This window comes from Paraburkholderia megapolitana, from assembly GCF_007556815.1.
In the GTDB taxonomy this organism is placed as follows: Bacteria; Pseudomonadota; Gammaproteobacteria; order Burkholderiales; family Burkholderiaceae; genus Paraburkholderia; species Paraburkholderia megapolitana.
This window is the reverse complement of sequence record NZ_CP041745.1, coordinates 2,092,152-2,117,396: the sequence shown is the minus strand read 5'-3', so window position 1 is coordinate 2,117,396 and position 25,245 is coordinate 2,092,152. Positions and strand designations below refer to the sequence as shown.

The window sequence follows — 25,245 nt, the reverse complement described above, 5'->3', positions numbered from 1 at the left end:
ACGAATATCGCGCGGAGTTGCCGGCAACGAGCCGGCCCGCGCTCTTCACCGTAGCTGGAGACAAGACCGACCATGAATCCGGACGATACTAAAGCCGACACCTACCCCGTCGAGAAAGACGACGCCGAATGGCGTAAACAGCTATCCGACGTCGAATACGAAGTGACGCGCCACGCAGCCACCGAGCGCCCGTTCACGGGCCGCTACTGGGACCACTGGGACCGCGGCATCTACGACTGCGTCGCCTGCGGCACACCGCTCTTCGAATCGGACACGAAATTCGATGCCGGTTGCGGCTGGCCGAGCTATTTCAAACCGATCAACGGCGAGGTGATCGAAGAGAAGACCGACCGCGCGCATGGGATGCTGCGCATCGAAGTCCGCTGCAAGAACTGCGGCTCGCATCTGGGCCACGTGTTCGAAGACGGTCCGGCGCCGACGGGGCTGCGCTACTGCATCAATTCGGCTGCGCTACAATTCGACCCCAAGTAACGCGACCCGATACGCATGCCCTGCTGATTGATGGACTTGCGGGGCAACCGGACGGCGGTGTGCCGGACTGCGAGCCGATCGCCGTCCGTGCCCTTCACTCTTCGTTCATTCTCCGTTTTCCCGACCCGACAATGAAATTTCTGTTCGATCTGTTCCCGATCATCTTGTTCTTCGTCGCGTTCAAGATATGGGGCATCTTCACCGCGACCGCGGTCGCGATCGTCGCCACGCTTGTGCAGATCGCATGGGTGGCATTCCGGCACCGCAAGGTCGACCCGATGCTGTGGGTGAGCCTTGGCGTCGTGACGGTGTTCGGCGGTGCGACGCTCGTGTTGCACAACGACACCTTCATCAAGTGGAAGCCGACCGTGCTGTACTGGGCGTTTTCCGTCGCGCTGATAGTTTCGCAACTGGCGTTCGGCAAGAACCTGATCGAAGCGATGATGGGCAAGCAGATCACCTTGCCGCATCGCGTGTGGGGGCAGTTGAACATCGTGTGGGCGATCTTCTTCGTGCTGCTCGGCATCGTGAACCTGTTTGTCGCCTATCACTTCACCACCGATGCCTGGGTGAATTTCAAGCTGTTCGGCGCGACCGGGTGCCTCGTGGTGTTTATCGTCGGACAGAGCCTGTGGCTCGCGAAGTACATGAAGGAAGAATGAAATGAATGAGACGAGCGAGGCGTTCCTGAACGCCGGTGCGGCAGAACGCATCGCGTTGATCGAAGCGCGCCTCGGTGCGGCACTCGCGCCGGTCGTGTCGCTTGAGGTGCGCGACGACAGCGCGCAGCATGCGGGCCACGCGGGTGCATCGGCGGGCGGCCATTACAGCGTGACGATCGTCGCGGCTGCGTTTGCTGGACGCGCGCGCGTTGCGCGCCATCGCATGGTGTATGATGCGCTGGCCGACGCCATGCAGCGCGGCATTCATGCACTTGCCATCACGGCCTACACGCCAGAAGAATTCAATTCCCGTTAGGAAACTTCCGATGACCTTGAACAAAACCCGCGTCTGGGTATTGCTGGCTGCGTTTGCAGCTGCACCTGCGTTTGCGCAGAACATCGCCGTCGTGAACGGCACACCGATTCCGAAGTCACGAGCCGACGCGATGATTGCGCAGCTCGGGAAACAGGGTCAGCAGGACACGCCGCAGCTGGAAGCCGCTGTGCGCACTGAACTGATCAACCGCGAAGTCCTGATGCAGGAAGCGGTTCGTCGCGGCATCCCGGCGCGTGCCGATGTGAAGGCGGAAGTTGCCGTGGCGCAGCAGACCGTCGTGCTGCGCGCGCTGATCGAAGATTTCGTGAAGAACAACCAGCCGACCGACGCCGAGATCACAGCGAAGTACAACACGCTCGTGAAGAATGCCGGTGGCAAGGAATATCACCTGCACCACATCCTCGTCGACAACGAGCAGCAGGCGAAGGACCTGATCGCGAAGATCAAGGGTGGTGCGAGTTTCGAGGCGCTGGCGAAGCAGTATTCGAAGGACCCGGGATCGGGCAAGAACGGTGGCGATCTCGACTGGTCGGACCCGAAGGCATATGTGCCGGAATTCGCGGCTGCGGCGACGAAGTTGCAGAAAGGTCAGATGACCGATGCGCCGGTGCATACGCAGTATGGGTGGCACATCATTCGACTGGATGACACCCGCGCAGTTACGCCGCCGCCGCTGGATCAGGTTAAGCAGCAGGTGGTGCAGCAGATCCAGCAGGAGAAGTTGCAGGCGTTTGAGGAAGGTTTGCGGAAGAACGCGAAGATTCAGTAGTTTGTGGGCCGTCGGCCGGGGTGTTGTTTTGCCTGAGCCGGCGGCTTTGATTTAGCGCCTCGCGGCGCAGGCGTTGCCCCTGTGCGGGGCGGCACCTACTTTCTTTGCGCGGCAAAGAAAGTAGGCAGAGAAAGCCGCTCGAGACGTTACCGAGTCCTTTCCGTGTGTAGCCGAAGTGGCCCGCATCTAAGTGTCGCCCTCGCACTGACGCGGCAGTGGTCCGAGACGAGATCACGCCTCGCACCTTTGGCGGCAGTGACCAGGCGCTCATCCGTTCCGGCGGGCTTCGCCGCCGACGGGCATAACACACTTCGTTTGACTCTCTCCCAGCCTTCCCTGCCGCTGCTTCCTTGCCGCGGCGTCTTCAGTCTTCCTCTGCGTCCCGCCATTGCTTTCCGATGTGGTCACCCGACCGCGAGCACGTAGTGCGAGCGGGATGAATGACTGCCTTGTCACTACCGTTGGAAGCGCGAGGGACGGTCTCGTCTCGGACCACTATCGTGTCATTGCGACGGCGACACTTAGGTGCGGGCCACTTCGGCTACACATGGAAAGGACTCGGTAACGTCTCGAGCGGCTTTCTTTGCCTACTTTCTTTGCCGCGCAAAGAAAGTAGGTGCCGCCCCGCACAGGGGCAACGCCCGCGCCGCGAGGCGCTAAGTCAAAGCCGCCAGCTCAGGCAAAAACCAAAACCGCAAAATTAAGGCCGCCGCCCTAGGCAAAAGCCAGCAGCCTGCACAGGCAAAAAACCCTTTACGATACCCACCGCCGCGCATTCTGAAACACCCGCATCCAGGGGCTACCATCAAGCCCCTTCCACTCGGACGGCGCCCAACTCATCTGCACCGAGCGGTGCACCCGCTCCATATGCGGCATCAACACCGCAAAGCGCCCATCCGCAGTCGTCACCGACGTAATCCCCTGCGGCGAACCATTCGGATTGAACGGATACTGTTCGGTCGCCTGCCCACGATGATCGACAAACCGCATCGACACAGCAACCTGCTTCGCATCGCCCTGCTGCGAAAAGTCGGCGAATCCCTCACCGTGCGCAATGGCCACCGGAATCCGCGAGCCTTCCATCCCCGCGAAGAAAATCGACGGCGATGCCTGCACTTCGACCAGCGATGAACGCGCCTCGAACTTCTCCGACTTGTTGCGCGTGAACTTCGGCCACGCCTCGGCGCCCGGAATCATCGATGCAAGGCTGCTCATCATCTGGCAACCGTTGCAGATGCCCAGCGCAAACGTGTCCTTGCGACTGAAAAATGCAGCAAACATATCAGCCAGTTGCGCATTGAAACGGATCGTCTTCGCCCAGCCTTCACCCGCACCCAGTACGTCGCCGTACGAGAAGCCGCCGCACGCAATCGCTCCCGTGAAATCGGCCAGCGTTGCGCGCCCGGCCAGCAGGTCGCTCATATGCACGTCGTACGCGTCGAAACCGGCGCGGTCGAATGCATACGCGGTTTCGAGGTGCGAATTCACGCCCTGCTCGCGCAGGATCGCCACGCGCGGACGTGCACCCTTACCAATGAACGGTGCCGCCACATCCGCGGCCGGATCGAAACTCAGTTGCGGCGTCATGCCCGGATCGGAGGCATCGAGCAGTCCGTCGTATTCCGCATCGGCACACGCCGGGTTGTCGCGCAGACGCGAGATGCGCCAGCTCACTTCGCTCCACGCACGCTGTAGCTCGACGCGCGGCGCATCGTAGATCTTCTTCGCGTCGCGATAAATCTCGATCGTGTCGCGGTCGTTCAGCTTGCCGATCACATGTGAGCACGCCGACAGCCCATGTTCGCGTAACGCGGCCAGCACGGCGTCGCGATCACCGGCACGCACCTGGATCACTGCACCAAGCTCTTCGCTGAACAGCGCGCGGATCGTGCGATCCTCGCGGCGGCCGCTCGTCTGCTTCGTCCAGTCTTTCGCGTCGCCGTAGTCCGATTCATGATCCGGATCGAGCGTCAGCATGTCGACGTTCAACGACACGCCCACGTGTCCCGCAAACGCCATTTCGCAGACGGTCGCCCACAGGCCGCCGTCCGAACGATCGTGATACGCGAGCAGTTTGCCATCGAGGTTCAGCGCCTGGATCGCCGCGAAGAAGCGCTTCAGGTCTTCGGGATCGTCGACGTCGGGCACCGTATCGCCGACCTGCTGCGTCACCTGCGCGAGAATGCTGCCGCCCATGCGCAGCTTGCCGCGACCGAGGTCGATTGCAATCAGCACACTGTCGCCTGCTGCATCGGCACGCTGCAGTTGCGGCGTCAGATGGCCGCGCACGTCTTCAACCGGAGCGAACGCCGAAATGATCAGCGACACCGGCGCGACCACTTCCTTCGCAACACCGCGGTCGTCCCACTTCGTGCGCATCGACAGCGAATCCTTGCCCACGGGAATGCTGATACCGAGCGCCGGGCACAGTTCCATGCCGATCGCTTTCACGGTGTCGTAAAGCGCAGCGTCTTCGCCGGGGCTGCCGCAGGCGGCCATCCAGTTCGCCGACAGCTTCAGTTTGTCCAGCGATGCGATCGGCGCCGCCGCGATATTCGTGATCGCCTCGCCGACCGCCATGCGGCCCGATGCGGGCGCATTGATGACTGCGAGCGGTGTGCGCTCGGCCATCGTCATCGCTTCGCCGCGGAAACCGGCGTAGTCCATCGTCGTAATCGCGCAATCGGCAACCGGCACCTGCCACGGGCCGACCATCTGGTCGCGCGCAGTCGTGCCGCCCACCGAGCGGTCGCCGATCGTGATCAGAAACGACTTGTTAGCCACCGTCGGATGACGCAGCACGCTCATCGCAACCTCGGGCAGCGCGACGGTCGTGACGTCGACCGGTTGTAGCGTTGCACTAACACGCGTCACATCGCGGTGCATGCGCGGCGCCTTGCCGAGCAGCACTTCCATCGGCATGTCGACTGGCTGGTGCGCGTCGTCGTCGTGTAGCTCCGTGTCGATCAGTTTCAGCTGGCGTTCTTCGGTCGCAACGCCGATCACCGCGAACGGGCAGCGCTCGCGTTCGCACAGCGCTTCGAATGCGGGCAGATCGGCCGGCGCGATGGCGATGACGTAACGCTCCTGCGCTTCGTTCGACCAGATTTCGCGCGGCGACAGGCCGCTCTCTTCGAGCTGGATCTTGCGCAACTCGAACCGCGCGCCCTTGTCCGCGCCGTCGACCAGTTCCGGGAACGCATTCGACAGACCGCCCGCGCCCACGTCGTGAATGCTCAGGATCGGATTGCGTTCGCCAAGCTGCCAGCACGCATTGATCACTTCCTGCGCGCGCCGTTCGATTTCCGGGTTGCCGCGCTGCACGGAGTCGAAGTCGAGTTCGGCGGTATTCGTGCCGGTCGCCATCGAGCTCGCCGCGCCGCCGCCCATGCCGATCCGCATGCCGGGACCGCCGATCTGGATGAGCAGCGTGCCGTCGGGCAGATCGTGCTTGTGCGTGTGCTGGTCGGAGATGTTGCCGATGCCGCCGGCGATCATGATCGGCTTGTGATAACCGCGCACGAGGCCCGCCACGTTCTGTTCGTACGCGCGGAAATAGCCGCCGAGATTCGGCCGGCCGAATTCGTTGTTGAACGCAGCGCCGCCGAGCGGCCCGTCGATCATGATCTGCAGCGGCGAGGCAATCCGGTCCGGCCGGCCGTACGCTTCGCTCTGTTCGTCCGGACGACGATGTGCGAGCGGCTGCACGGCATCGCGGGCGTTTTCCCATGTTTCGCGCGCGTCGGGTAGATCGAGATTCGATACCGTGAAGCCGGCGAGCCCGGCCTTCGGGCGTGCGCCGCGGCCCGTCGCACCCTCGTCGCGGATTTCGCCGCCGGCGCCGGTCGACGCGCCGGGGAACGGCGAGATCGCAGTTGGGTGGTTGTGGGTTTCGACCTTCATCAGCGTGTGCGTCAGTTCGACGTGGCGGCCGTAATGCTCGGCCAGCTCATCCGCCTGCGCCCCCGCCTGCCCGGGCTGGCGCGGAAACCAGCGCTCGGCCATGCCGCCCGCCATGATCGCGGAGTTGTCCGAATACGCGACGATCGTGCCTTGCGGATGCAGCTTCTCGGTATTGCGGATCATGTTGAACAGCGAGATGTCCTGCGCCTCGCCGTCGATCGTCCATTGCGCGTTGAAGATCTTGTGGCGGCAATGCTCGCTGTTCGCCTGCGCGAACATCATCAGTTCCACGTCGGTCGGATTACGGCCGAGTTTCGTGAATGCGTCGACCAGGTAGTCGATTTCGTCGTCGGCGAGCGCGAGGCCCAGTTCGGTGTTCGCCGTTTCGAGTGCGCCACGTCCGGCGCTCAGGATATCGACGGTTTGCAGCGGTCGCGCCGGCAGTTCGTCGAACAGATGCAACGCGTGATCGCGCGACGGCGCGACGCTTTCGGTCATCCGGTCGTGCAGCGCCGCCGCCACCGCGGCGCGCGCTTCATCGGACAAGGTCTTCTTGCCGCCGAGCAGCCCCGTTTTCAGCGTCACCGTGTACTCGATGCCGCGCTCGATGCGCCGCACCTGTGCGAAACCGCAGTGACGGGCGATTTCCGTAGCCTTGCTCGCCCATGGCGACACCGTGCCGAAGCGCGGGACTACGAGAAAGGTTTCGGTCGTACCGCGTTCGTTCGCGGCTTCGAACGGATCGCCGTAGTGCATCAGCGCTTCGATCTTCGCGCTGTCTTCGGCTGTCAGCGGCGTCTGTGCATTGACGAAATGCAGGTACTGGCCGCGCACGCCGGTGATACCGGCGTCAATGCCGGTCAGCGTGTCGAGCAGGCGGGTTTGACGGAAATCGGAAAGGGCCGAAGCACCGGGGAAACACGAGAAGTGGGCCATGGACTTGACGTTGGGTCGCGCAGTTGCGTCGCTTAGTTGCGTCGACAAGTCGCGCTTGCGGCGACCTGAGGCGGAAAGGAAGTTCGAGATTATACCCCGGGAAGACCCGCCCACGGCCGGTGGCATGGCATTCCGGCGGGCATCGGGGGCGTTTGCCGGGGCGCCCCCGCCTTCTCTGGAATCCGCGCACGACGCATGCGTCCGCGCCGCCGAAGCCCCGGTTGGGGACGTTCGACGAAAGGGGCGCCGAAGTCCAGACAGCGCCCTTCTCTACCTGCTACCGGTCAGCCCAGACGCTTGATTGCCAGCAGATAACCATGGCTTGCCGCATACAGCGACGGTTTGTACCAGGACGGAAGGCTGGCTGCAACGACCCGCCATACCGAAAGATGCTCGGGATGAATGTCCTCCACCACCAGATGACCGCCGCGCTTCAGCTTCGGTAGACCGATCAGCAAGCTGGCCAGATTCGCATTGGGCGTGTGCAGGCCATCGTCGATGATCAGGTCGAATTCCGCCGGTAACTTGCGGCCCAATGCAGCCATGGTGTCGAGTTCGGTCTGATCGACGAAGTACGTCTCGATCCTGTCCTCCTGAAACAGGATACGTTCGTCGATATCGGCGCCAAAGATCCTCGCATTGGGCAGAAAATCCCGGAACGCGCGCAGCGACGCTCCGGGCCTTCCCTGCGCACTCATGTTGGAGACCACGTCCTCGTTATTGGTCCCCATACCGATTTCAAGTACATGGGTCACGGCGAGCGGTTCGCGCAGCACATGCCCGTACAGGAAGTGATAGTTGTGAGGGTTGGCCTTGTCGCTGCCGTAGTGATCGAACAGCGTCTTCAGTTGCTGCGCGGCCGTATGCGCGGCCGCAGAGGTGAGCGCGGCCTCTACCGGCAACGCATGAAGCTCGTGCTGACTGAGCTCGGAAATGAGCGTGGCCAGCAACGGAAAACTCTGGTTGGCTGACTTCAGCGCAAGCGCGGCCACCGCCGATGCCGTGCCGGCCGAGTTGACGGAAAAAACCGGCAATGCGGCGATGATGTCTTGATCGGTCATGGGCTCAATGGATGGAAGAACGTCACGGGTTAGGGGCTTGTGTCCAGCGTCTTGCGTTGTATGGGCGTCCGGTGTCGCGTCCGCGGCACTGTGCCGGAGGCTACCCCGGTCCTGGGCGGCCATCATCAGGGCCCGGAGTTCGGTGGCCATGCCGTAGTAATGGACCATCAGGCTCGAGTCCTGCTGGAAAAACCACGGTGTGTTCAGACTGACAAGATCCAGTCCGGTGTCGAGATTCCAGCCGAGCTCGTTCGTGAGGATATCGGCGACAACGGTCTGGTCCCCGCCGCTCGCATACGTGCTCGACTTGTCCGGCACGGCACAGATCGACTCGAAGATCCGCGCGACCAGTTCGAGGTTGCGGCTGGTCCGCCGAAACCCAAGCGCGCCGGCGTTGATGATCCATGACCCGATATCGTGCGCGGCGACAATGTCGTGGCCCTCCAGCAGAGGTTCCAGTTGCTTGGCCTGGTTGACAAAGAGAATGTCGGCGTCGACCCATAGCACCCACTCATGGTGTGGCAAATACTTGTTCAGAAGCCACATCTTGAGCCAGGTTCCGGTGAGCCCCGGCCCGGCTTCAGCCGGTGTCTCGCGGTGCACGTAGAGCGTATAGCCGTGCCGTTTGCAGTAGCGCAGAAAATTCGATTCCGCAATCGCGCCGAACTGGCGGATATTCGGCGTGTAATACATCACGATCGCCACGGGTCGTCCAGGGTCCTGGACGCTGAAGCCGCCCTGCTCAACACCGGCATACGCCGGGAATTCCAGCAGAGGCGCACCGTTTTGCTGCCAGTCGTTCACGTGTTCGAAAAGTGCCGCGCGAAAGCGCGGATGCGTTCCGGCGTACAGCTCGATGTCCGACAGTACCAGTGTCCATATGTTCGCGTGCCCATTCCACGCCGGGTGACGGCGCACGTTACACATCACGGCGCAGTAGCATCCGGCGAGCTGTGCATAGGGCGGCAGATAATCGATGCCGGCGTAAAGATCCAGCTCGCGCTCAAGTCCGGTCGTGATCTTGGCTCGTGCAACGAAGCCCGTGATCAGCGCGCGGATCGCCGCCGTGTTGCGCCAGACCTGAACGGCCGTCTGCCTGTCGTAGCCTTCTCCATCGATCCCCGGCAGAACATGGTCGCGTCCTTCGGCCATGTTTTCGATCGAATGCATGCCGAAGATCACGCAATCTTCAGTGAGGCAGGCAAGCAGCGCATCTTCGGGCAAACGCCGCAGGTGATGCAGAATCAGCTCGTACTTGTAGAGAATCCGGTGCGCGACACTCTGCAGGCCGGCGTACGACACCGCTTCATGCTCATACCCCATCTGCGAACAGTAGTGCCGATGGTTGATCAGGGCCTGTGGCTCGTCGTACTCAAAAATGCTAAGGCAAAGAGTCGTCATTTTGCAGAGCGGTAAATATTCGCGAGAAGTTCGTTTGAAATGGGCCCGGCGCCTTCGGCCGACGCAAGAGCGTACGGCAATCCGACTGGCAGCGGGTCCTGCGCCAGCTTAGCGTATTTTGGCGCCCCAATCGTCGAACGCCCCGGCGTTTGACTGCTATCATTCGGCCTTTCACCAGCCCGGCGCAACGGCTTGCCGCATGCCCGGCCTGTCACGCAATACGGGGAGCGCCGGACGTCTCGCGTCGTGCCGGTCAATTGCACACACATGGATGTCATCGTCATTGGCGGCGGGATCGTCGGCGTCGCCACCGCCTATCAACTGCGCGCAGCCGGGCATCGGGTGTGCGTGGTAGAACGCCACGCGACCGTCGCCCAGGGCGCGACCTACGGACACGGCGGCACCGTGCTGCCGACGCCGCTCGACGTCTGGTTCGGCCCCACCTTCATGGCGCATCGCCAGGATGCGAAGAACGGCGTGATCCGCAAGACCGGCTTCAACGGCGCGGCACGCGACTTCATCCGTCAGTTGAACACGCTGCAAGAGCCCGACGCTTTCGCCCGGCAATATTCTCGGCTGCGGCCGCTCGTCGAGTCGGCGCGCGATGCGATGGCCGACATGGAAGCGCGCTTCGGGCTCGAATTCGAGCAATCGACCGGTCAGCTTTATCTCGTACGTACCGCGCAGGAATGGGAGCGCGCGCAGTCCGCGCTCGATCTGCTGCGCCGCTTCGAAGTGCCGCATCACGTGCTGAGCGCCGCCGAATGCGCGGCGCTCGAACACTCGGTACCGACCGAGCCCGCTTTTGCCGGTGGCGTGCTGTTCGAGACCGAGCGCACGGCAAATTGCCCGTTGTTTGCGAAGCTCATCAAGCAGACGCTCGATGCCCAGGGCGGTGTCCAGTTCCAGCTCGGCCGCGAGGTGGCGGCGATCCGGGTCGACGGCGAGCGGGCTGCCGTCGAACTCGTGCCGCGCGTCGGCGAACCGCTGCGCTCGCGCGAAGTCGACGTGATCAGCGCCGATGCGGTCGTGGTGGCCGCGGGCGTCGGCAGTCTGCCGTTGCTCGAACGGCTTGGACTGCATCTACCGCTGCATCCGCTGCGGCTCCATACGCTGGTCGCACCGATCGCACATGAGGAATGCGCGCCGCACATCACGGTGATCGATGCCGTGAAGCGCATTACGGTCACGCGGAACAATCACCGGCTGCGCATTGCCGGCGGTGCGGTTCTGCAAGCTATTGGCCAGACCGACAAGCCACTCGGTGAGCCGCTGACGAAAGAAGCACTCGCGCTGCTTGGGCAGGCCACTCACGACTGGATTCCGGGCGCGGCCAAGATTTCCGCCGCGATGCCGTGGGAAGGCGTGAAGCTGCTGTCGCCGGACGGCTTGCCGGTGGTCGGCAACGCGCTGCATCCGCGGCTTTTTGTGAACCTCGGGCATGGCCCGGCGGGTTGGGGGCTCGCGTGCGGGTCCGCGCGGCTCGTCGCGGACCTCGTGTCGGGAACGGTGCCGGATCTGCCGCCCGATACGGTCGCGGCTTTGGGTGCGGAGCGCTTTGGGCGCTGAGTCGGGTGGCGCGGTCTGGATTTCCGGAGCCCGTGAGCGGCCTGGGCTGCTGAACCTGTCGAATCCGGGAGAAAGCCCGCACCGCCACACCACCATCGCGACGTAGCGGCACCCCAAGCCCATTCGCACTACCATGAGCGGATTCACCGACCTTCCCCGGCTTCCGCTCACACCATGACCGACGCGTCGTCCGATTTCTCCGCGCTGCTACCTGCTACCGACCAGCCCTTGCCGCTGCTGAGCGTCGCCGACCTGCGCACGCTGGAACACGCAGCGGCAGCCCAATTGCCGCCCCACACGCTGATGGCACGCGCCGGCGCAGCCGCCGCCCGCTTCCTGCTCGAGCAGATCGACCGCAAGGGTTCTGTCGATGCCGCGTACCCCGTGTGGATCGTGGCCGGCCCGGGCAACAACGGCGGCGACGCACTCGTGGTCGCGACGCACTTGCGCAAGGCGGGCATTGCCGTCGAGGTCTGCATGCCGGTCGAGGTCAAACCCGACGACGCCCGCTGGGCACTCGACAACGCCCGCGCCGCAGGCGTGCCGATCGCGGCGACAGCGCCGGCAACCTTCGCGCGTTATGGCTGGCTCGTCGACGGGATGTTCGGGATTGGGCTCACGCGTCCGCTCGACGGCGTGTTCGCCGGACTTGCCGAACGTCTGTCCGAACGCGCGCGCGACACCGGACGCGTGCTGGCACTCGACATACCGAGCGGACTCGACAGCGACACCGGCAATCCGATCGACGGCAGCGCGGCGGTGCGCGCGACCCACACGGTCACCTTTATCGGCGCGAAGCCCGGGCTCTTCATGGCTTCGGGCCGCGATCTGGCGGGCGCGGTCAGCGTTGCGCAAATCGGAATCGACGCGGCCGCGCACGGTGGCAACACAACCCCGACGCTGAACGCGCCCGCCCTCTTCGCCGCGCATCTACCGCCACGCGATTTCTCCACGCATAAAGGCACGTTCGGCAGTCTAGCGGTGGTCGGTGGCGATACCGGTATGTGCGGCGCGCCGATACTCGCCGCGCGGGCCGGGCTCCATGCCGGCGCGGGCAAAGTGCATGTGGCATTCCTCGGGACCGGCGCACCGGCCTACGACCCGCCTCACCCCGAATTGATGCTGCACACACTCGACAACCTGCCGCTCGATGAAATGGACGCACTGGCGATAGGCTGCGGCATGGGCACACGCGAACCTGCCACGCGCGCGCTGCACAACGTACTGCGTCTCAACGTACCGAAGCTGCTCGATGCCGACGCGCTGAACCTGCTCGCGAGTGATGCATCGCTGGCCGCCGAGGTCGCGGCATGCGGCGCCCGCGGCGATCCATGCGTGCTCACGCCGCACCCGCTCGAAGCCGCACGACTGCTCGCGAGCGATACACGTCATGTGCAGCACGACCGGCTCGCCGCGGCGCGCGAACTCGCCACGCGGTTCGCGAGCGTTATCGTGCTGAAAGGAACCGGCACGGTGATCGCCGCGCCCGACGGCCGCATCGCGATCAACCCGACCGGCAACGCGGCGCTCGCCACCGGCGGCACCGGTGACGTGCTCGGCGGCCTGATCGGCGCGCTGCTCGCGCAGCGCCTGCCGCGCTACGAAGCGGCACTCGCGGGCGTCTACCTGCACGGCCTCGCCGCCGATACACTGACTGCCCGTGGCGACGGCCCCGCCGGTCTGACCGCCGGCGAACTGGCGCCGATGGTACGCACGCTGCTGAACCGGTTGTTCTATCCGCCACGCGATTGATCGCACTATGTGAACCGCGACGTTCCGTCTGCCCGCTGTCACTCAACGCCGCTATACTGAACAACTGCGCCGGCCGGATTACCCGAAGCGCGCCGCCTCAAGCAGCGGCACACCGGCGCCGCACCTTGGGCGGTGCGTTCACCCCGCCGCCTTTCATCCTGCCTCTTCGTTAGACGGACAGTTACGATGCCGAACTCGCTCCCCGCCTGGTCCTCGCTGCAAACCCATTACGAACAGATCCGCAATCAACGCCTGCGCGACTGGTTCGCCCCCGAGAACGACCCTGCGCCGACCCGCGCCGAACGCTTCACGTTCGCGGGCGGCGGTCTTGCCATCGATTTTTCAAAGAACCGCATCACCGCCGAAACGCTAAAACTGCTCGTGCAACTCGCGCGTGAAGCCGGCGTCGAGAAACGCCGCGACGCGATGTTCGCAGGCGAGATCGTCAATCCGACCGAAGGCCGCGCGGCGCTGCATACCGCACTGCGCGCGACCGATCCGCAAGCGCCCTTTCACGCCGAGATCAAGGCCGAGCGCGCGAAGATGGCGGCGTTCGCCGACCAGTTGCGCAGCGGCGCGTGGACCGGCTACACCGGCAAGCGTATTCGTCACGTGGTGAACATCGGTATCGGCGGATCGGATCTTGGGCCGAAGATGGTCGCGCATGCGTTGCAGCATCTGTCGACACCCGATATTTCGACGCACTTCGTATCGAACGTCGACGGCGCCGATCTGTATCGCGTGCTGCAGCATCTCGATCCGGAAGAAACGCTCGCGATCATCGTATCGAAGACCTTCACGACGCTCGAAACGATGACCAATGCGCGCTCGATGCGCGACTGGCTCGTGCAGGGCGGCTGCCCCGAAGGCGAACTCGCGAAGCATTTCGTCGGTGTGTCGGCGAACCCGACCGAAGTCGTCAAGTTCGGTATCGCGAAGGAAAACGTGTTCGAGATGTGGGACTGGGTGGGCGGGCGTTACTCGCTGTGGTCATCGGTTGGGTTGTCGATCATGATCGCGATCGGACCGCAGCAGTTCGACGAACTGCTGCTCGGCGCCAACGACATGGACCGGCATTTCCGCGAAGCGCCGCTCGAACACAACCTGCCGGTGCTGCTCGGCATGATCGGCATCTGGTATCGCAACGTCTTCGGCTCGCAAAGCTATCTCGTCGCGCCGTATTCGGAGGCGCTGCATTTCCTGCCGTCGTATCTGCAGCAGCTCGAGATGGAAAGCAACGGCAAGTCGGCGCGGCTCGACGGCGTGACGGTCGACTACCCGACCGCCGCTGTCACCTGGGGCGAACCGGGTACCAACGGCCAGCATGCGTTCTTCCAGATGCTGCATCAGGGCCCGACGATCGTGCCGATCGATTTCATCGCGTTGCTCACGTCGGAACACCCGCTGCCTGGCCATCATTCGAAGCTGCTGGCGAACTGTTTCGCGCAAAGCGAAGCACTGATGCTCGGCCGTACCGTTGAGGAAGCGACCAAGGTTGCGGGTCCGGACAAGCCGGAACTCGTGCCGCACCTGGTATTTCCGGGCAACCGGCCGACGACGACGATCCTCGTCGAGGCGCTCACTGCGCGTTCGCTCGGTGCGCTGATCGCGCTGTACGAACACAAGGTGCTCGTGCAGGCGTCGGTATGGAACATCAATCCGTTCGATCAATGGGGTGTCGAGCTGGGCAAGATCCTCGGCAAGGTCGTCGATGCCGATCTGGTCGCGCCGGCTGCCGAGGTTGGCAAGCACGACTCGTCGACCTCCGCGCTGATCGCACGGGCACGTGTCGCATTGAAGTCGCCGAAGTAAGGATGATGGCAAAGGCAAGCGGCTACTGAGTCGCTTCGCTTTACCTGCTGGAATACGGTCCGCCAATGCGCGGGCCGTTTTTTTGAACGCAACCGATATACGGCGAACGCGGCGCTATCCAGCCGGAGCCGGCCGAACCCAGGCAAGATTCAAACGAAACTCAGGCGAGACGCCCCGCCTCGATCGTCACCGTGCTATCGCAACGCCGCGCCAGTTCGACGTCGTGCGTGACGAGCACGAGCGTTGCACCATTCGCACGATTCATCTCGAACATCAAATCGATCACCGCATGCCCGGTTGCCGCATCGAGGCTGCCGGTCGGTTCGTCGGCAAACAGGATGGCCGGATGCGTGACGAACGCGCGCGCAAGCGCCACACGCTGCTGCTCGCCGCCCGACAGCAGCTTCGGATAATGCCCGGTCCGCTTGCCGAGCCCGACCTGCTCAAGGAGCGCTCTGGCACGCGATGCGGTATCGCGCGACGTCATGCCGCCCTGCAATTCGAGCGGCAGCGTGACGTTTTCGAGCGCCGTAAGATGTGGCATCAGTTGAAACGACTGGAAGACAAAGCCGACCGAACCATTGCGTAGCGCGGCTCGCTCGTCCTCACCAAGCCCGGTCAACTCCTGGCCGAGCAACCGAACCGACCCGGAACTTGCGCTGTCCAATCCCGCTAGCAGCCCCAGCAACGTAGACTTGCCCGAGCCGGACGCACCGACGATCGCCACACTGCTGCCGGATTCGATCGAAAGATCGATATCATCGAGGATCGTCAGTTCGCCCGTTGCATCCTGAACCCTCTTGCACAAGCCCCGTACTTCAATGACTGGATCAGTTTTCTTTTGCATGGTGAAGCGTAGGTTGAGAGCGTGCTTCGTTGCACTGGGCGTAGCAGTGGGAACCGTCGCTGCGGGTGTTACGGTGATTGCGCTCACGCCTGCGGCGTATGCCGCCGATACAACGGCAGCAGCGGCAGCACCGGCCATCGTCGTACTCGGCGACAGCATCTCCGCCGAATACGGTCTGCCGCGCGACAGCGGCTGGGTCGCACTACTGCGCCGACGTCTTGCCGATGAGCGCATCGATTATAGCGTTGCCAATGCAAGCATCAGCGGCGACACCACCGCAGGCGGACTCGCGCGCATGCCCGCGTTGATGCAGCGACTCAAACCGTCCATCGTCATCGTCGAACTCGGCGCGAACGACGCACTACGCGGCATCCCGCTCGCCACCACCGAAAACAACCTGCGCTCGATCGTCCAGCTCGCGCAGCAGGGCCACGCGAAGGTCGTACTGGTCGGCATGTACGTGCCGCCCAACTACGGCCCCGACTACACCCAAAAGTTCCACGCTATCTACGACGACCTCGCGAAGCAGATGCGCGCTCCGCTAGTGCCGTTTCTCCTTGCCGGCATCGAAAGCAAGCCGGACATGTTCCAGGCCGACCAGATGCATCCCACCGTTCAGGCACAGCCCGTGCTACTCAACAACGTGTGGCCAGCCCTCAAGCCGCTGCTTCGCACAGGTGTCGCGCTGACAAGCGCGCCCGCGTCCTGTTGCGAAAGACGGGGAACACCACCGATATCGGTTATTCCGACACTATCGCGTGACCTTGAAAATCCGGCTCATTCTTGAGCGATCTTGGAAGGAGATAGCGTGAAATATTTATCACTTATCGCGTTGACCGTTGCCGTTTCCGCGTGCGCCGCGCAGCCGGCGGCGAATGTGCAATCCGTCGGACAAAGCCAGCAGCCCCCGGGCGCGGTCGCTCAATGCATCGCGAAGAAATGGGCGGATTCGACGCAACAGCAGGTCGTGTCGCAAAACGAACTCGCCAACGATCAGGCCGTCGACGTGTACGTTCCGGGACAACAACCGCCGAATGGCGCAGCCGCTGTCGTGCGTCCGGGACGCACGGGCCAGGGCTCGTGGGTTGGTTTCCGGGCCGGCAGCGGCGCCAGTAGCGACGCCTCAGGCAGCATCAGCGCGTGCCTGTAACAACGTCGTCTGATGAATGCAACGGGTAACGTGAGGTCGTGTCTATGTAAATTCGACATGCTCTAGCTGTGGGGCGGTTGTCTCGCAGGTGTCGGTTAGCAACCGCCGGCCGGCAAAAGAAAAACCCACATTGAACTGCACCCCAAGGGTTGGACATAGATCCAACCTTTGGGGTGTTTTTCATGGCGAAGCACGATGAGCGGTTCAAGCTCAAAGAAACAGCACATCCCCGGGTTTCGTCGCTTGCTATTTGTATCTTATGGGATACAATTCGGTATGCGTATCGAACAGACAGAAGTTTTCGTGACGTGGATGCGCGGACTGCGGGACGGGGTTGGCAGGGCCAACATCGTCAAGCGTATCGAGCGGCTCGGAAACGGGAACACCGGCGACGTGAAGGCAGTCGGCGCCGGCGTCATCGAAATGCGAATCCACTATGGCCCCGGCTACCGGGTCTACTACACGCAGCGAGGCAATGTGTTGGTGGTCTTGTTATGTGGTGGCGACAAGTCGACGCAGCAGCGCGACATCGAGCAAGCGATCCGGCTCGCAGCCGAACTGGAGAAATGACATGGGAATCAAGACGACGCCATTTGACGCGGCGGACTACCTGGACACGCCGGAAGCACAGGGCGAGTACCTTCGCCTCTCCTTCGAATCCGAAGATCCCGGCGAGATCCAGGAGGCGCTCGGCACGGTCGCGCGCGCGCGCGGTATGTCGCAGATTGCACGCGATGCCGGCGTCGGCCGCGAGAGTCTGTATAAGGCGCTGAGCGGAACCGGAAATCCCGAGTTTGCGACGGTTATTCGCGTGCTTCACGCGCTTGGTCTGCATCTGACCGTGACGCCTCGGCACGATCCGGTTTAAGCGGCCGTTTGTCGACCGATTTGATCGATAAAAAAAGCCCCGCGAGAGTGGGGCTTTTTTCGTGTCTCAGCAAAACGCGTTACTCACTATCGGCCTGCGAACTGTCGAGGTTGCCGTACGTTTTCACCTTCGAGCGCGCCTTGACCGCTTCGATATACGCTTCCACTTCGGACTGCGCATCGACCTGCCCGATCTGCTGCTGGGCGGCGGCGAGACGCGGACCGTCGACAGGCGTGCCCGGCAACACCGCATTCACACGATAGATCGCATAGCCGGCGTCGCCGAGATCGACGCCAACATAAGCCGGCAACTTCTGCGCATCGACCTTGTAGATTGCGCTCAGCGCGGCGGGCGGAACGCCTTGTGCGTCGTTGCGTGAAACCTTGAGCGCCGACGAGAACCCGGCCGTCGACTTCGACTTCTCCAGTTCGGCGAGCTTCGCCGCCCCGTCCTTGCGAGCCAGGTCCGCCGATTGCGTGGCGATAACCTTCTTGCTCACGGCATCCTTGATCGCAGCAAGCGCTGGCACCGCAGCGGGCTTGTAGTCCGTGACGTGCGCGGCGATCAACGTGCTGCTGCCGGTATCGATAGCCTGCGTGTTGTTGCGTGCCGTCGTCGCGTCGTTTGCAAATACCGCAGCGAGGAACTTCGCGTTGTTCAGCGGATTATCGGGCGGCAGCGCGGGGTTCGGCTGCGGCGTAACCGTCGCGGTCTGGACCTGGAGCTTGTACTTGTCGGCGGCCGGTTGCAGGGTCTTCGCCTGTTCGTAGACGGTCGACGTGAAACCTTCCGCGTCGTCGGCAAACGTCTTCGCTGCCTGTTGCGCCTTCACGTCCTTCACGATCGAGTCTTTCACTTCGTCGAACGACTTCGTGACCGCCGGCTTCACGTCAGTCACCTTGACGATGTGATAACCGAAGTCGGTTTGCACGATATCGCTGACCTCGTCCTTCTTCAGCTTGAACACCGCGTCGTCGAACGCCTGACCGCCGGCGATCATGCCGCGCGTGAAGTAGCCGAGATCGCCGCCCTTCGATGCCGAGCCCGGGTCCTGCGAATTCTGCTGGGCGATCTGCGCGAACTGGTCGGGGTGAGCCTTGACCTGCGCGAGCACGGCTTCCGCCTTCTCTTTCGCTTTTGCCTTGTCGGCAGCGCTGGCGTCTTTCGGCGCCGAGATCAGGATGTGGCTCGCGCGCACTTCGCCTTCGGTGCGATAGTGCGCGACGTTGTCGTCGTAATACTTCTTCAGATCGGCATCGCTCGGTTGCGCGGCGTTAGCGAGCGATGCCGGCGAGAGCACCAGGTACTGGATCGTCGCAGTAGCCGGCGTGGCGAAGTCGTTGCGGTGCGCATCGTAGTACGCCTGCAGTTGCGCATCGGTAGGCTGCACCTTCGCAGCGTAGTCTTGCGCGTGGAATGCGAGGCCCTGCACTTCGCGCTGCTGGTCGGCCAGCGAGGTCAGATGCTGCACGAGCGTCTTCGACGTGAACGCGCTCGACACGATGCTCGACGGCAGTTGTTGCGAAGCGAGGCTGTAACGCACGCGCTCGTCGTACTGCTCGGGCGTCATGCCCTGCATCGCCAGTAATTGTTTATAACGATTGACGTCGATCGAACCGTCGGGATTTTTCAGCGACGAGATGATCGGATCGTTCAGCAGGACGCGCCGCACGGCGTCGTCGGAAGCGGTCAGATGCGAACGTTGTGTTTCGTCGGCCAGCACGCGCTGCTGGATCAGCCCGTCGAGCACATCGCGACGGCGCTCCGGCGTATCGAGCACTTTCGGGTCGAACTGCGCACCGAGTGCCTGACGTGCCTGATCGAGCTGCTGACGCATCGCGTTGTCGTAGTCGGCGCGGGGAATCTTGTGCCCGTTGACGCTCGCGACGTTCGCGCTCTCGTCAAAGAAGCCGCGGAAGCCCTGAATGCCCACGAAGCCCAGTCCCGGCAGAATGACCAGGATGAGCATGAACATCATCAGGCGTTGGTGATTGCGGAAAAAATCGAGCATGCGTGCAGGTGCCAAAAACAGAACGCCCGATATTACAACAGCGGGCAATAAAAAAGGCGAACCGGAGTTCGCCTTTCAACAGTGTGCTGGCGGAGTGGACGGGACTCGAACCCGCGACCCCCGGCGTGACAGGCCGGTATTCTAACCAACTGAACTACCACTCCTCGAACCCATGTGCCAAAGCGGAACCGGTGCGTTTCCACGCGATCCCCGATTTGGCCCCGCGGGCATGACAAAACCCGCAGCAAACCGCGATTCTAGCCGAAACCGTCACAAAACTACAATCTACGGATCGGGCGAGGCAGGCTTTCAGCCTCGCCACGCCCCGCAACCGGCATCAATAAACGAAATGCCCCTGCGCGTAGACCATACGCGGCGCGCCGACCATGCGCCCTGCGTTGCCGTCGACATTGCGCGTGTAATAGCGCTTGTCCGCGATGTTGTTGATGCCGAGCGTCAGGCTGCTGCCCTTCCAGCCAGGAATCTTCCAGTCGGCCTGCACGTCCCACACTCTGAAACCCGGAATCCGGCCGATGCGTGCATCGGGCGTTTCCGCGACGGTGTTGGCCGTATCGGAATACTGCGCACTCTGATGTGTGCTCGATACGTTGAAAGTCCATCCGTGCGTCGCATAGCGCACGCCCAGCGTATCGGTGAAACGCGAGTAGAACGGCACATCGAGACCCGACGTCGCACCCGACTCCTGGATCGCTTTCGTATAGGTGAAATTCGCGTACAGGTCGAGACCGCGCAATACGCTGTCTTCGGCGAACGCGTAGTCGATCGCGGTTTCCACACCTTGATGGCGCGTCGCGCCGATGTTCTGGAACGTGACCGGCACGATACCCGGGATCTGGATGATCTGGTTATCGAAGCGCATGTTGAAAGCGCTCAGTTCTGCATGGATCCGTTTGCTCGTCCAGCGCGCGCCCACCTCATAGGTCTTCGCCAGTTCGGGACGCAGCGGATTGGTCGCCGATTGCGAGTTCAACTGTATGTTCTGCACCGGACCGAACGACGTGCTGTAGTCGGTGAACAGCGTCAGCGACGAATTCCACAGGTACGACAGGTTCACCGATGGCAACGGCTTGTTGTTGTTCGTCTCGTAGGTCTGGTTCAGCACGTCGTTACGGCGCGTCGATTCGATGTGCTCGAAGCGCACACCCGGCGTAAGACGCCAACGCCCATAAGCGATGCGATCGTCGATGTAGAACGCGTGCGCGTCCGTGGCGTTGTCGAACCGGCTGACCGGGACAGTCACGCCGGTTGCACGAATCAGGTTGTTGATGTTGTCGTCGCCGCGCTCGCGGATGTAGCGATAACCGAGCGTTACATCGTTTTTCGTCGGACCGAGCGAGAAGCGCTGCGTGAAGCGCGGTTCAATACCGAGCGTGTTGTAGTTACGCGGTTGATTTTGCAGCACCTTGCCGGTCGTATCGATCAGCGTGCTACTGCGATAGCTCTCGTTGTAGTACGCGCGCACCTCGAATTCCTGATTGGCCGACAACGTATTGACGTAACCAAGATCGACCGCCTTGCGCTCGCCGTTCCAGTAGTCGGTTGGACGCGTGTTCTGGAACGGGTCGGCATTGTATTGCGCGACGGTGAGGCCGCCTGGTGTGCGCGACTTCACGTCGTAGTACGAAAATTTTCCGTAGAACTCGGAGGTCGGTGAGAGCTCGTAGCGAAACTTGAGCGCGAGATCGTTGACGCGTTCATCGCTGCCCGCGCGCCAGTCGCGCCCGGTCATACCCGAGTACAGCAACGCGAGACCGAGACCGCTGTCGAGCTGCGTACCGAGGAACGTGCTGTACACCGTGTTGCTGCCGCCACCGCTCGTGTAGATGTTTTCGCGCACCGATGCATCGGCGGTCAGGCCGGGTTTGCTGGGAATTTCGCGGGTCCTGAAGTTGATCACGCCGCCGACGTTTTGCGGACCGTAGCGCACCGCTCCACCGCTGCGCACCACATCAATCGATTCGATATTGCCGAGGCTCACCGGCGCAAACGACAACTGCGGTTGACCATACGGCGCGACCGCGAGCGGAATGCCGTCGAGCAGCACCGTCGAGCGCGGCGTGTAGCGCCCGCTCAAGCCGCGCACACCGACGTTCAGCGAGACGGCGCTGCCGGCCGTGCCGGAATTGTCGGTGGCCTGCACGCCGGGAATACGCCGCAGCACATCGCCGATGCTCGTTGCACCGCTCTGGTTGATCGCCTCCTTGTTGACGACCGTACGTGCGCCGGCAAAGGACTTCACGCTGTTGTGCAGACCGGTTCCGAGCCAGTCTCCCGAGACGACGATCGAATCGAGCATGACCGGCTCGCTGCTGCTTGCGGTTGGGCTTGCGGATGCGCCTTTGGTGGACGTGGAAACGTCCTCGGCGGATGCGCGTTCGGGTTGCGCAAAAAAGGCAAGCGCGGCAACTGCCGCAAAACGGGTCAACGAGCTGAGCGCATCGACGCTGCGGCGTTCGGCAAAAATCATGATTCCAGATGTCCTTCGTCCTGTCCGGCGGCGCGGTTCGCGCGACGTACCCCGCCAGGACCAAGGTGCGCCGCTATCGGAAATTGTTACCAGATATTCCAGATGAGTAGGCGCAAGTATAAATGCGAATCAATTTCAATTGAAAGGTTTATGGAAGCCTTTGTTGCAGATTTTCGTTAAATCAAGATGAAAATGCGTTGCTGTTCGGGCATGACCAGCAGATTTCGCGTGTAAAGCGCCGCAGGCAACCGCCGCGCATAACAAAGCGACATGCCCCGTCTTTGTCCCATTTTCCCGTTGCAGACGCGACCTGGCGTGCGTGTTCCAATCCGCCCGTACTGTCACTGCATTGGCTAGCACGAAGCGACCCTCGCGCACCAGTGTCCATAAATCCGCTTTGCAAGCCGGATGACTGCAGATGGAAAAACTCAAGTACCTGAAGAATGTCGAGTCGAAGGCACGGACCTACGCGACATCGTTCCCCCGCCTGTTTACCCACGCCAAAGGAATCCGCGTACGCGACTCCGAGGGCCAGGAATACATCGACTGTCTGTCCAACGCCGGCACGCTCGCGCTTGGGCATAACCACGCGGAAGTCAACGAAGCTGTGATGCAGTTTCTGTCTTCCGATCAGATGCAGCAGGCTCTGGATCTAGCGACGCCAGCGAAGTATGCGTTTGTCGAACAGCTTTTCTCGCTCCTGCCGAAGAAGATTGCCGAGACCGGCAAGATCCAGTTTTGCAGCCCGAGTGGATCGGATGGCATCGAAGCCGCGATCAAGTTGAGCAAACACTACACGGGCCGCTCGACGATCATGGCGTTCCATGGCGCGTATCACGGCATGACAGCCGGTGCGCTCGCCGCGTCGGGCAATCTGGGGCCGAAGGCGGCGGGCGGCAGCGGCCACGGCGTTCACTTCCTGCCCTACCCCTACGCGTTTCGCTGTCCCTTCGGCACCGACGGTTCGACGACCGATCAACTGAGCATCAACTACATCCGCACCGTCCTGTCCGATCCGGAGAGCGGGATCACGAAGCCGGCGGCGATCATCGTGGAAGTCGTGCAAGGCGAAGGCGGTTGCATTCCCGCGTCGAACGCGTGGCTCGTCGAATTGCGCGAGCTGACGCTGCGCCACGAAATCCCGCTGATCGTCGATGAAGTGCAAACGGGTCTGGGCCGAACCGGCGCCCTCTTTGCCATCGAACACTCGGGCATCCGCCCAGACGTACTCGTGTTGTCGAAGGCGTTCGGCGGCGGCTATCCGTTATCGGTCGTCGTCTACGACGAGCGCCTCGACACCTGGCCGCCCGGCTCGCACGCGGGCACCTTTCGCGGCAATCAGATTGCGATGGTGGCGGGCCTGTCGACGATGCGCATCATCGATCGCGACGATCTGTCGGGGCACGCGGACCGCGTAGGCAAACTGCTGGTTGCGGGTCTCGAGCGTATCGCCGAGCGTTTCCGGTGTCTTGGCCAGATCCGCGGCCGCGGCCTGATGATCGGTGTCGAAGTCGTCATCCCCGGCACGCAAGGCCAGACCGGCCCGACCGATGGCGCGCTCGCCAGGGCGATCAAGCTGAACTGCCTGAACAACGGACTGATCATCGAGACCGGTGGCCGCAACGGCGCGGTACTCCGCTTCCTGCCACCGTTGATCGTGTCGGAAGCCGATATCAACGAGATTCTCAACCGCTTTGAACAAGCAGTGGAAACGGCCTGCCGCGCATAAACGCGCGACGGGCACGGGCGTCGATCACGATCACGATCTGATCGGATCGGATCGGATTACGCCGCAGCATCCACGTTCGGAAAAGGAATAGCGATCATGCAGGACATAGCGCAACGCAAGCTGCTTGCCGACGGATATTCGCCGTGGTTGCTCGAACCAACCTCGAACGAGCGCGATATCGTGCAGGTGGTGAATCACAACCGGGCGGAGCTCGATGCCCTCGTGCTGGAACATGGCGCTGTGCTGCTGCGCGGCTTCGACGTTGCATCGGTGGATCGATTCGAACTGTTTGCGAACGCCGTGTCGGCCCAGAAATCCGATTACGTCTATCGCTCCACGCCGCGCACGTCGATCGGCAACGGCGTCTTCACCGCCACTGAATATCCGCCGAACGAGACCATCTCGCTGCATTGCGAGAACTCGTATCAACGCAACTGGCCGCTGCGCGTCGCGTTCTGCTGTCTCACTGCTGCGAGGACCGGAGGCGAAACGCCGATCGCCGACATGCGCGAAGTTACGCGCAGGATCGGAGCACGGATCCTCGAGAACTTCGAAACGAAGAAGGTTCGCTATGTGAGGCACTACCGGCCGCACATCGACATCCCTTGGCAAACCGTGTTTCAGACCAGCGACCGCAGCCAGGTTGCGGCCTTCTGCGAAGACAACGGCATCGAGCACGAATGGCTCGACGACGACACGTTGCGTACCTCGCAGATCAACCAGGGCGTGGCCTACCATCCGCGCACGCACGACAAGGTTTTCTTCAACCAGGCGCATCTGTTCCATATATCGAACCTCGAAGCCGCGCTCGCCAGTTCGATGGTCAGCTTTTTCGGCGAAGATCGACTGCCGAGAAACGCGTTCTATGGCGACGGCAGTGCGTTCGATCCCGCCGACCTCGAGCGGATTCGCAATGCCTATCGGGAAAGCACGATCGCGTTTGCGTGGCAACAGGGCGACGTTCTGCTCGTCGACAACATGAGAGTCGCGCACGGGCGCAATCCGTTCGAAGGCGAGCGCAAGGTCATCGTGTCGCTTCTGGACCCGTACTCTCCTGACGCAACAGAGTTGCACGCCGGCGACTATCACACCCGCGAGGCGGCTGTATAAGCGATGGCGACATTTGCGCGAGCGACGCGCGAACTGTCGCCCGATTTATTAACGGGTTTTACTGAAAACCATATGGCGATCTGAGCGCAATTCAATAAACCGTCATATGCCGCATAGCTAGCATGCTTGATCGATATTTAATGGAAAACCCTGTTCCTCTATTCACGCGATTAATTTCCGAAAAGACCAACGAACCCGACGCGTTGTCCCGCATTTCCGGTGCAGACATCGTGTTGTCGAGATGCTCTAATTTCTACAGGAAAATCGGCCCCGTGCAAGACGGCGGCACGATAGCAAACGCAATCTGCGCCTGACACATGCTCGCAAGACGACCTGTCATCGCCCGTC

The 25,245-nt window shown here is 62.4% G+C and carries 18 protein-coding genes and 1 tRNA gene; 13 read left to right on the top strand and 6 right to left on the bottom strand.

The features are described 5' to 3' along the window. Positions 1-72: 72 nt before the first annotated feature. From msrB to FNZ07_RS22705, 4 genes are all read left to right on the top strand, one after another. Entirely contained in the window at positions 73-492 is a 420-nt protein-coding gene (msrB, locus tag FNZ07_RS22720) for a peptide-methionine (R)-S-oxide reductase MsrB (protein ID WP_091016647.1), read from the top strand. A gap of 131 nt (positions 493-623) precedes the next feature. Then, positions 624-1,154, top strand: coding sequence for a septation protein A (locus tag FNZ07_RS22715; RefSeq protein ID WP_091016645.1), 531 nt, complete (start codon positions 624-626; stop codon positions 1,152-1,154). 1 nt (position 1,155) lies between these two features. Continuing rightward, positions 1,156-1,470: a BolA family protein gene (locus tag FNZ07_RS22710; protein ID WP_091016642.1), complete on the top strand. Its 315-nt coding sequence runs from the start codon at positions 1,156-1,158 to the stop codon at positions 1,468-1,470. Between the two features lie 10 nt (positions 1,471-1,480). Then, positions 1,481-2,260, top strand: coding sequence for a peptidylprolyl isomerase (locus FNZ07_RS22705; RefSeq protein ID WP_091016639.1), 780 nt, complete (start codon positions 1,481-1,483; stop codon positions 2,258-2,260). A 753-nt stretch (positions 2,261-3,013) separates the two neighbouring features. Here the strand turns inward: FNZ07_RS22705 and purL are convergent. Together purL and FNZ07_RS22695 are read right to left on the bottom strand one after the other, a co-directional pair. Further along, positions 3,014-7,099, bottom strand: a complete 4,086-nt coding sequence (purL, locus tag FNZ07_RS22700; protein WP_091016637.1) for a phosphoribosylformylglycinamidine synthase — start codon at positions 7,097-7,099, stop codon at positions 3,014-3,016. Positions 7,100-7,383: 284 nt separating this feature from the next. Continuing rightward, positions 7,384-9,561, bottom strand: a complete 2,178-nt coding sequence (locus FNZ07_RS22695; RefSeq protein ID WP_091016635.1) for a bifunctional glycosyltransferase/class I SAM-dependent methyltransferase — start codon at positions 9,559-9,561, stop codon at positions 7,384-7,386. Between the two features lie 267 nt (positions 9,562-9,828). Here FNZ07_RS22695 and FNZ07_RS22690 point away from each other — a divergent pair, with 267 nt between their 5' ends. From FNZ07_RS22690 to pgi, 3 genes are all read left to right on the top strand, one after another. Further along, a complete protein-coding gene (locus tag FNZ07_RS22690) occupies positions 9,829-11,130 on the top strand; it encodes an FAD-dependent oxidoreductase (protein WP_091016633.1) in 1,302 nt (433 codons plus the stop codon). Between the two features lie 174 nt (positions 11,131-11,304). Beyond that, a complete protein-coding gene (locus FNZ07_RS22685) occupies positions 11,305-12,882 on the top strand; it encodes an NAD(P)H-hydrate dehydratase (RefSeq protein WP_091016631.1) in 1,578 nt (525 codons plus the stop codon). 186 nt (positions 12,883-13,068) lie between these two features. Further along, positions 13,069-14,694 (top strand): glucose-6-phosphate isomerase, encoded by a 1,626-nt coding sequence (gene pgi / locus FNZ07_RS22680; protein ID WP_091016629.1) that lies wholly within the window; start codon positions 13,069-13,071, stop codon positions 14,692-14,694. A gap of 160 nt (positions 14,695-14,854) precedes the next feature. Here pgi and FNZ07_RS22675 read toward each other — a convergent pair whose 3' ends face one another. Continuing rightward, a complete protein-coding gene (locus FNZ07_RS22675; RefSeq protein WP_091016627.1) occupies positions 14,855-15,541 on the bottom strand; it encodes an ABC transporter ATP-binding protein in 687 nt (228 codons plus the stop codon). Between the two features lie 46 nt (positions 15,542-15,587). Here FNZ07_RS22675 and FNZ07_RS22670 point away from each other — a divergent pair, with 46 nt between their 5' ends. From FNZ07_RS22670 to FNZ07_RS22655, 4 genes are all read left to right on the top strand, one after another. Then, positions 15,588-16,328: an arylesterase gene (locus FNZ07_RS22670; RefSeq protein WP_407670691.1), complete on the top strand. Its 741-nt coding sequence runs from the start codon at positions 15,588-15,590 to the stop codon at positions 16,326-16,328. A gap of 21 nt (positions 16,329-16,349) precedes the next feature. Next, positions 16,350-16,691 carry a hypothetical protein gene (locus FNZ07_RS22665; protein WP_091016623.1) on the top strand — a complete coding sequence of 114 codons (342 nt, stop codon included), beginning with the start codon at positions 16,350-16,352 and terminating at the stop codon, positions 16,689-16,691. Between the two features lie 276 nt (positions 16,692-16,967). Beyond that, positions 16,968-17,261, top strand: coding sequence for a type II toxin-antitoxin system RelE/ParE family toxin (locus FNZ07_RS22660; RefSeq protein WP_091016621.1), 294 nt, complete (start codon positions 16,968-16,970; stop codon positions 17,259-17,261). A 1-nt stretch (position 17,262) separates the two neighbouring features. Continuing rightward, on the top strand, positions 17,263-17,559 hold the full coding sequence (locus FNZ07_RS22655) for an addiction module antidote protein (protein ID WP_091016619.1): 297 nt from the start codon (positions 17,263-17,265) through the stop codon (positions 17,557-17,559). A 79-nt stretch (positions 17,560-17,638) separates the two neighbouring features. Here FNZ07_RS22655 and FNZ07_RS22650 read toward each other — a convergent pair whose 3' ends face one another. The 3 genes from FNZ07_RS22650 to FNZ07_RS22640 all read right to left on the bottom strand — a co-directional run bounded on the left by FNZ07_RS22650 (position 17,639) and on the right by FNZ07_RS22640 (position 22,058). Next, positions 17,639-19,570 carry a SurA N-terminal domain-containing protein gene (locus FNZ07_RS22650; protein ID WP_091016617.1) on the bottom strand — a complete coding sequence of 644 codons (1,932 nt, stop codon included), beginning with the start codon at positions 19,568-19,570 and terminating at the stop codon, positions 17,639-17,641. 87 nt (positions 19,571-19,657) lie between these two features. Beyond that, positions 19,658-19,734 (bottom strand) — tRNA-Asp (locus FNZ07_RS22645). A 173-nt stretch (positions 19,735-19,907) separates the two neighbouring features. Continuing rightward, positions 19,908-22,058 (bottom strand): TonB-dependent receptor family protein, encoded by a 2,151-nt coding sequence (locus tag FNZ07_RS22640; protein ID WP_091016615.1) that lies wholly within the window; start codon positions 22,056-22,058, stop codon positions 19,908-19,910. Positions 22,059-22,476: 418 nt separating this feature from the next. On the opposite strand from FNZ07_RS22640, the gene FNZ07_RS22635 reads away from it, so the two are divergent. Beyond that, entirely contained in the window at positions 22,477-23,787 is a 1,311-nt protein-coding gene (locus FNZ07_RS22635) for a diaminobutyrate--2-oxoglutarate transaminase family protein (RefSeq protein WP_091016613.1), read from the top strand. Between the two features lie 96 nt (positions 23,788-23,883). Further along, positions 23,884-24,897 carry a TauD/TfdA family dioxygenase gene (locus FNZ07_RS22630; protein ID WP_091016611.1) on the top strand — a complete coding sequence of 338 codons (1,014 nt, stop codon included), beginning with the start codon at positions 23,884-23,886 and terminating at the stop codon, positions 24,895-24,897. The last annotated feature ends 348 nt before the right edge of the window (positions 24,898-25,245 follow it).

Bases quoted from the DNA above. Each gene is read 5' to 3' on its own strand.
- FNZ07_RS22655 (WP_091016619.1), top strand. From the start codon at position 17,263: ATGGGAATCAAGACGACGCCATTTGACGCGGCGGACTACCTGGACACG.
- msrB (WP_091016647.1), top strand. From the start codon at position 73: ATGAATCCGGACGATACTAAAGCCGACACCTACCCCGTCGAGAAAGAC.
- purL (WP_091016637.1), bottom strand. From the start codon at position 7,099: ATGGCCCACTTCTCGTGTTTCCCCGGTGCTTCGGCCCTTTCCGATTTC.
- FNZ07_RS22705 (WP_091016639.1), top strand. From the start codon at position 1,481: ATGACCTTGAACAAAACCCGCGTCTGGGTATTGCTGGCTGCGTTTGCA.
- FNZ07_RS22685 (WP_091016631.1), top strand. From the start codon at position 11,305: ATGACCGACGCGTCGTCCGATTTCTCCGCGCTGCTACCTGCTACCGAC.
- FNZ07_RS22635 (WP_091016613.1), top strand. From the start codon at position 22,477: ATGGAAAAACTCAAGTACCTGAAGAATGTCGAGTCGAAGGCACGGACC.
- FNZ07_RS22675 (WP_091016627.1), bottom strand. From the start codon at position 15,541: ATGCAAAAGAAAACTGATCCAGTCATTGAAGTACGGGGCTTGTGCAAG.
- FNZ07_RS22710 (WP_091016642.1), top strand. From the start codon at position 1,156: ATGAATGAGACGAGCGAGGCGTTCCTGAACGCCGGTGCGGCAGAACGC.
- FNZ07_RS22695 (WP_091016635.1), bottom strand. From the start codon at position 9,561: ATGACGACTCTTTGCCTTAGCATTTTTGAGTACGACGAGCCACAGGCC.
- FNZ07_RS22715 (WP_091016645.1), top strand. From the start codon at position 624: ATGAAATTTCTGTTCGATCTGTTCCCGATCATCTTGTTCTTCGTCGCG.
- FNZ07_RS22650 (WP_091016617.1), bottom strand. From the start codon at position 19,570: ATGCTCGATTTTTTCCGCAATCACCAACGCCTGATGATGTTCATGCTC.
- FNZ07_RS22660 (WP_091016621.1), top strand. From the start codon at position 16,968: ATGCGTATCGAACAGACAGAAGTTTTCGTGACGTGGATGCGCGGACTG.
- pgi (WP_091016629.1), top strand. From the start codon at position 13,069: ATGCCGAACTCGCTCCCCGCCTGGTCCTCGCTGCAAACCCATTACGAA.
- FNZ07_RS22690 (WP_091016633.1), top strand. From the start codon at position 9,829: ATGGATGTCATCGTCATTGGCGGCGGGATCGTCGGCGTCGCCACCGCC.
- FNZ07_RS22630 (WP_091016611.1), top strand. From the start codon at position 23,884: ATGCAGGACATAGCGCAACGCAAGCTGCTTGCCGACGGATATTCGCCG.
- FNZ07_RS22640 (WP_091016615.1), bottom strand. From the start codon at position 22,058: ATGATTTTTGCCGAACGCCGCAGCGTCGATGCGCTCAGCTCGTTGACC.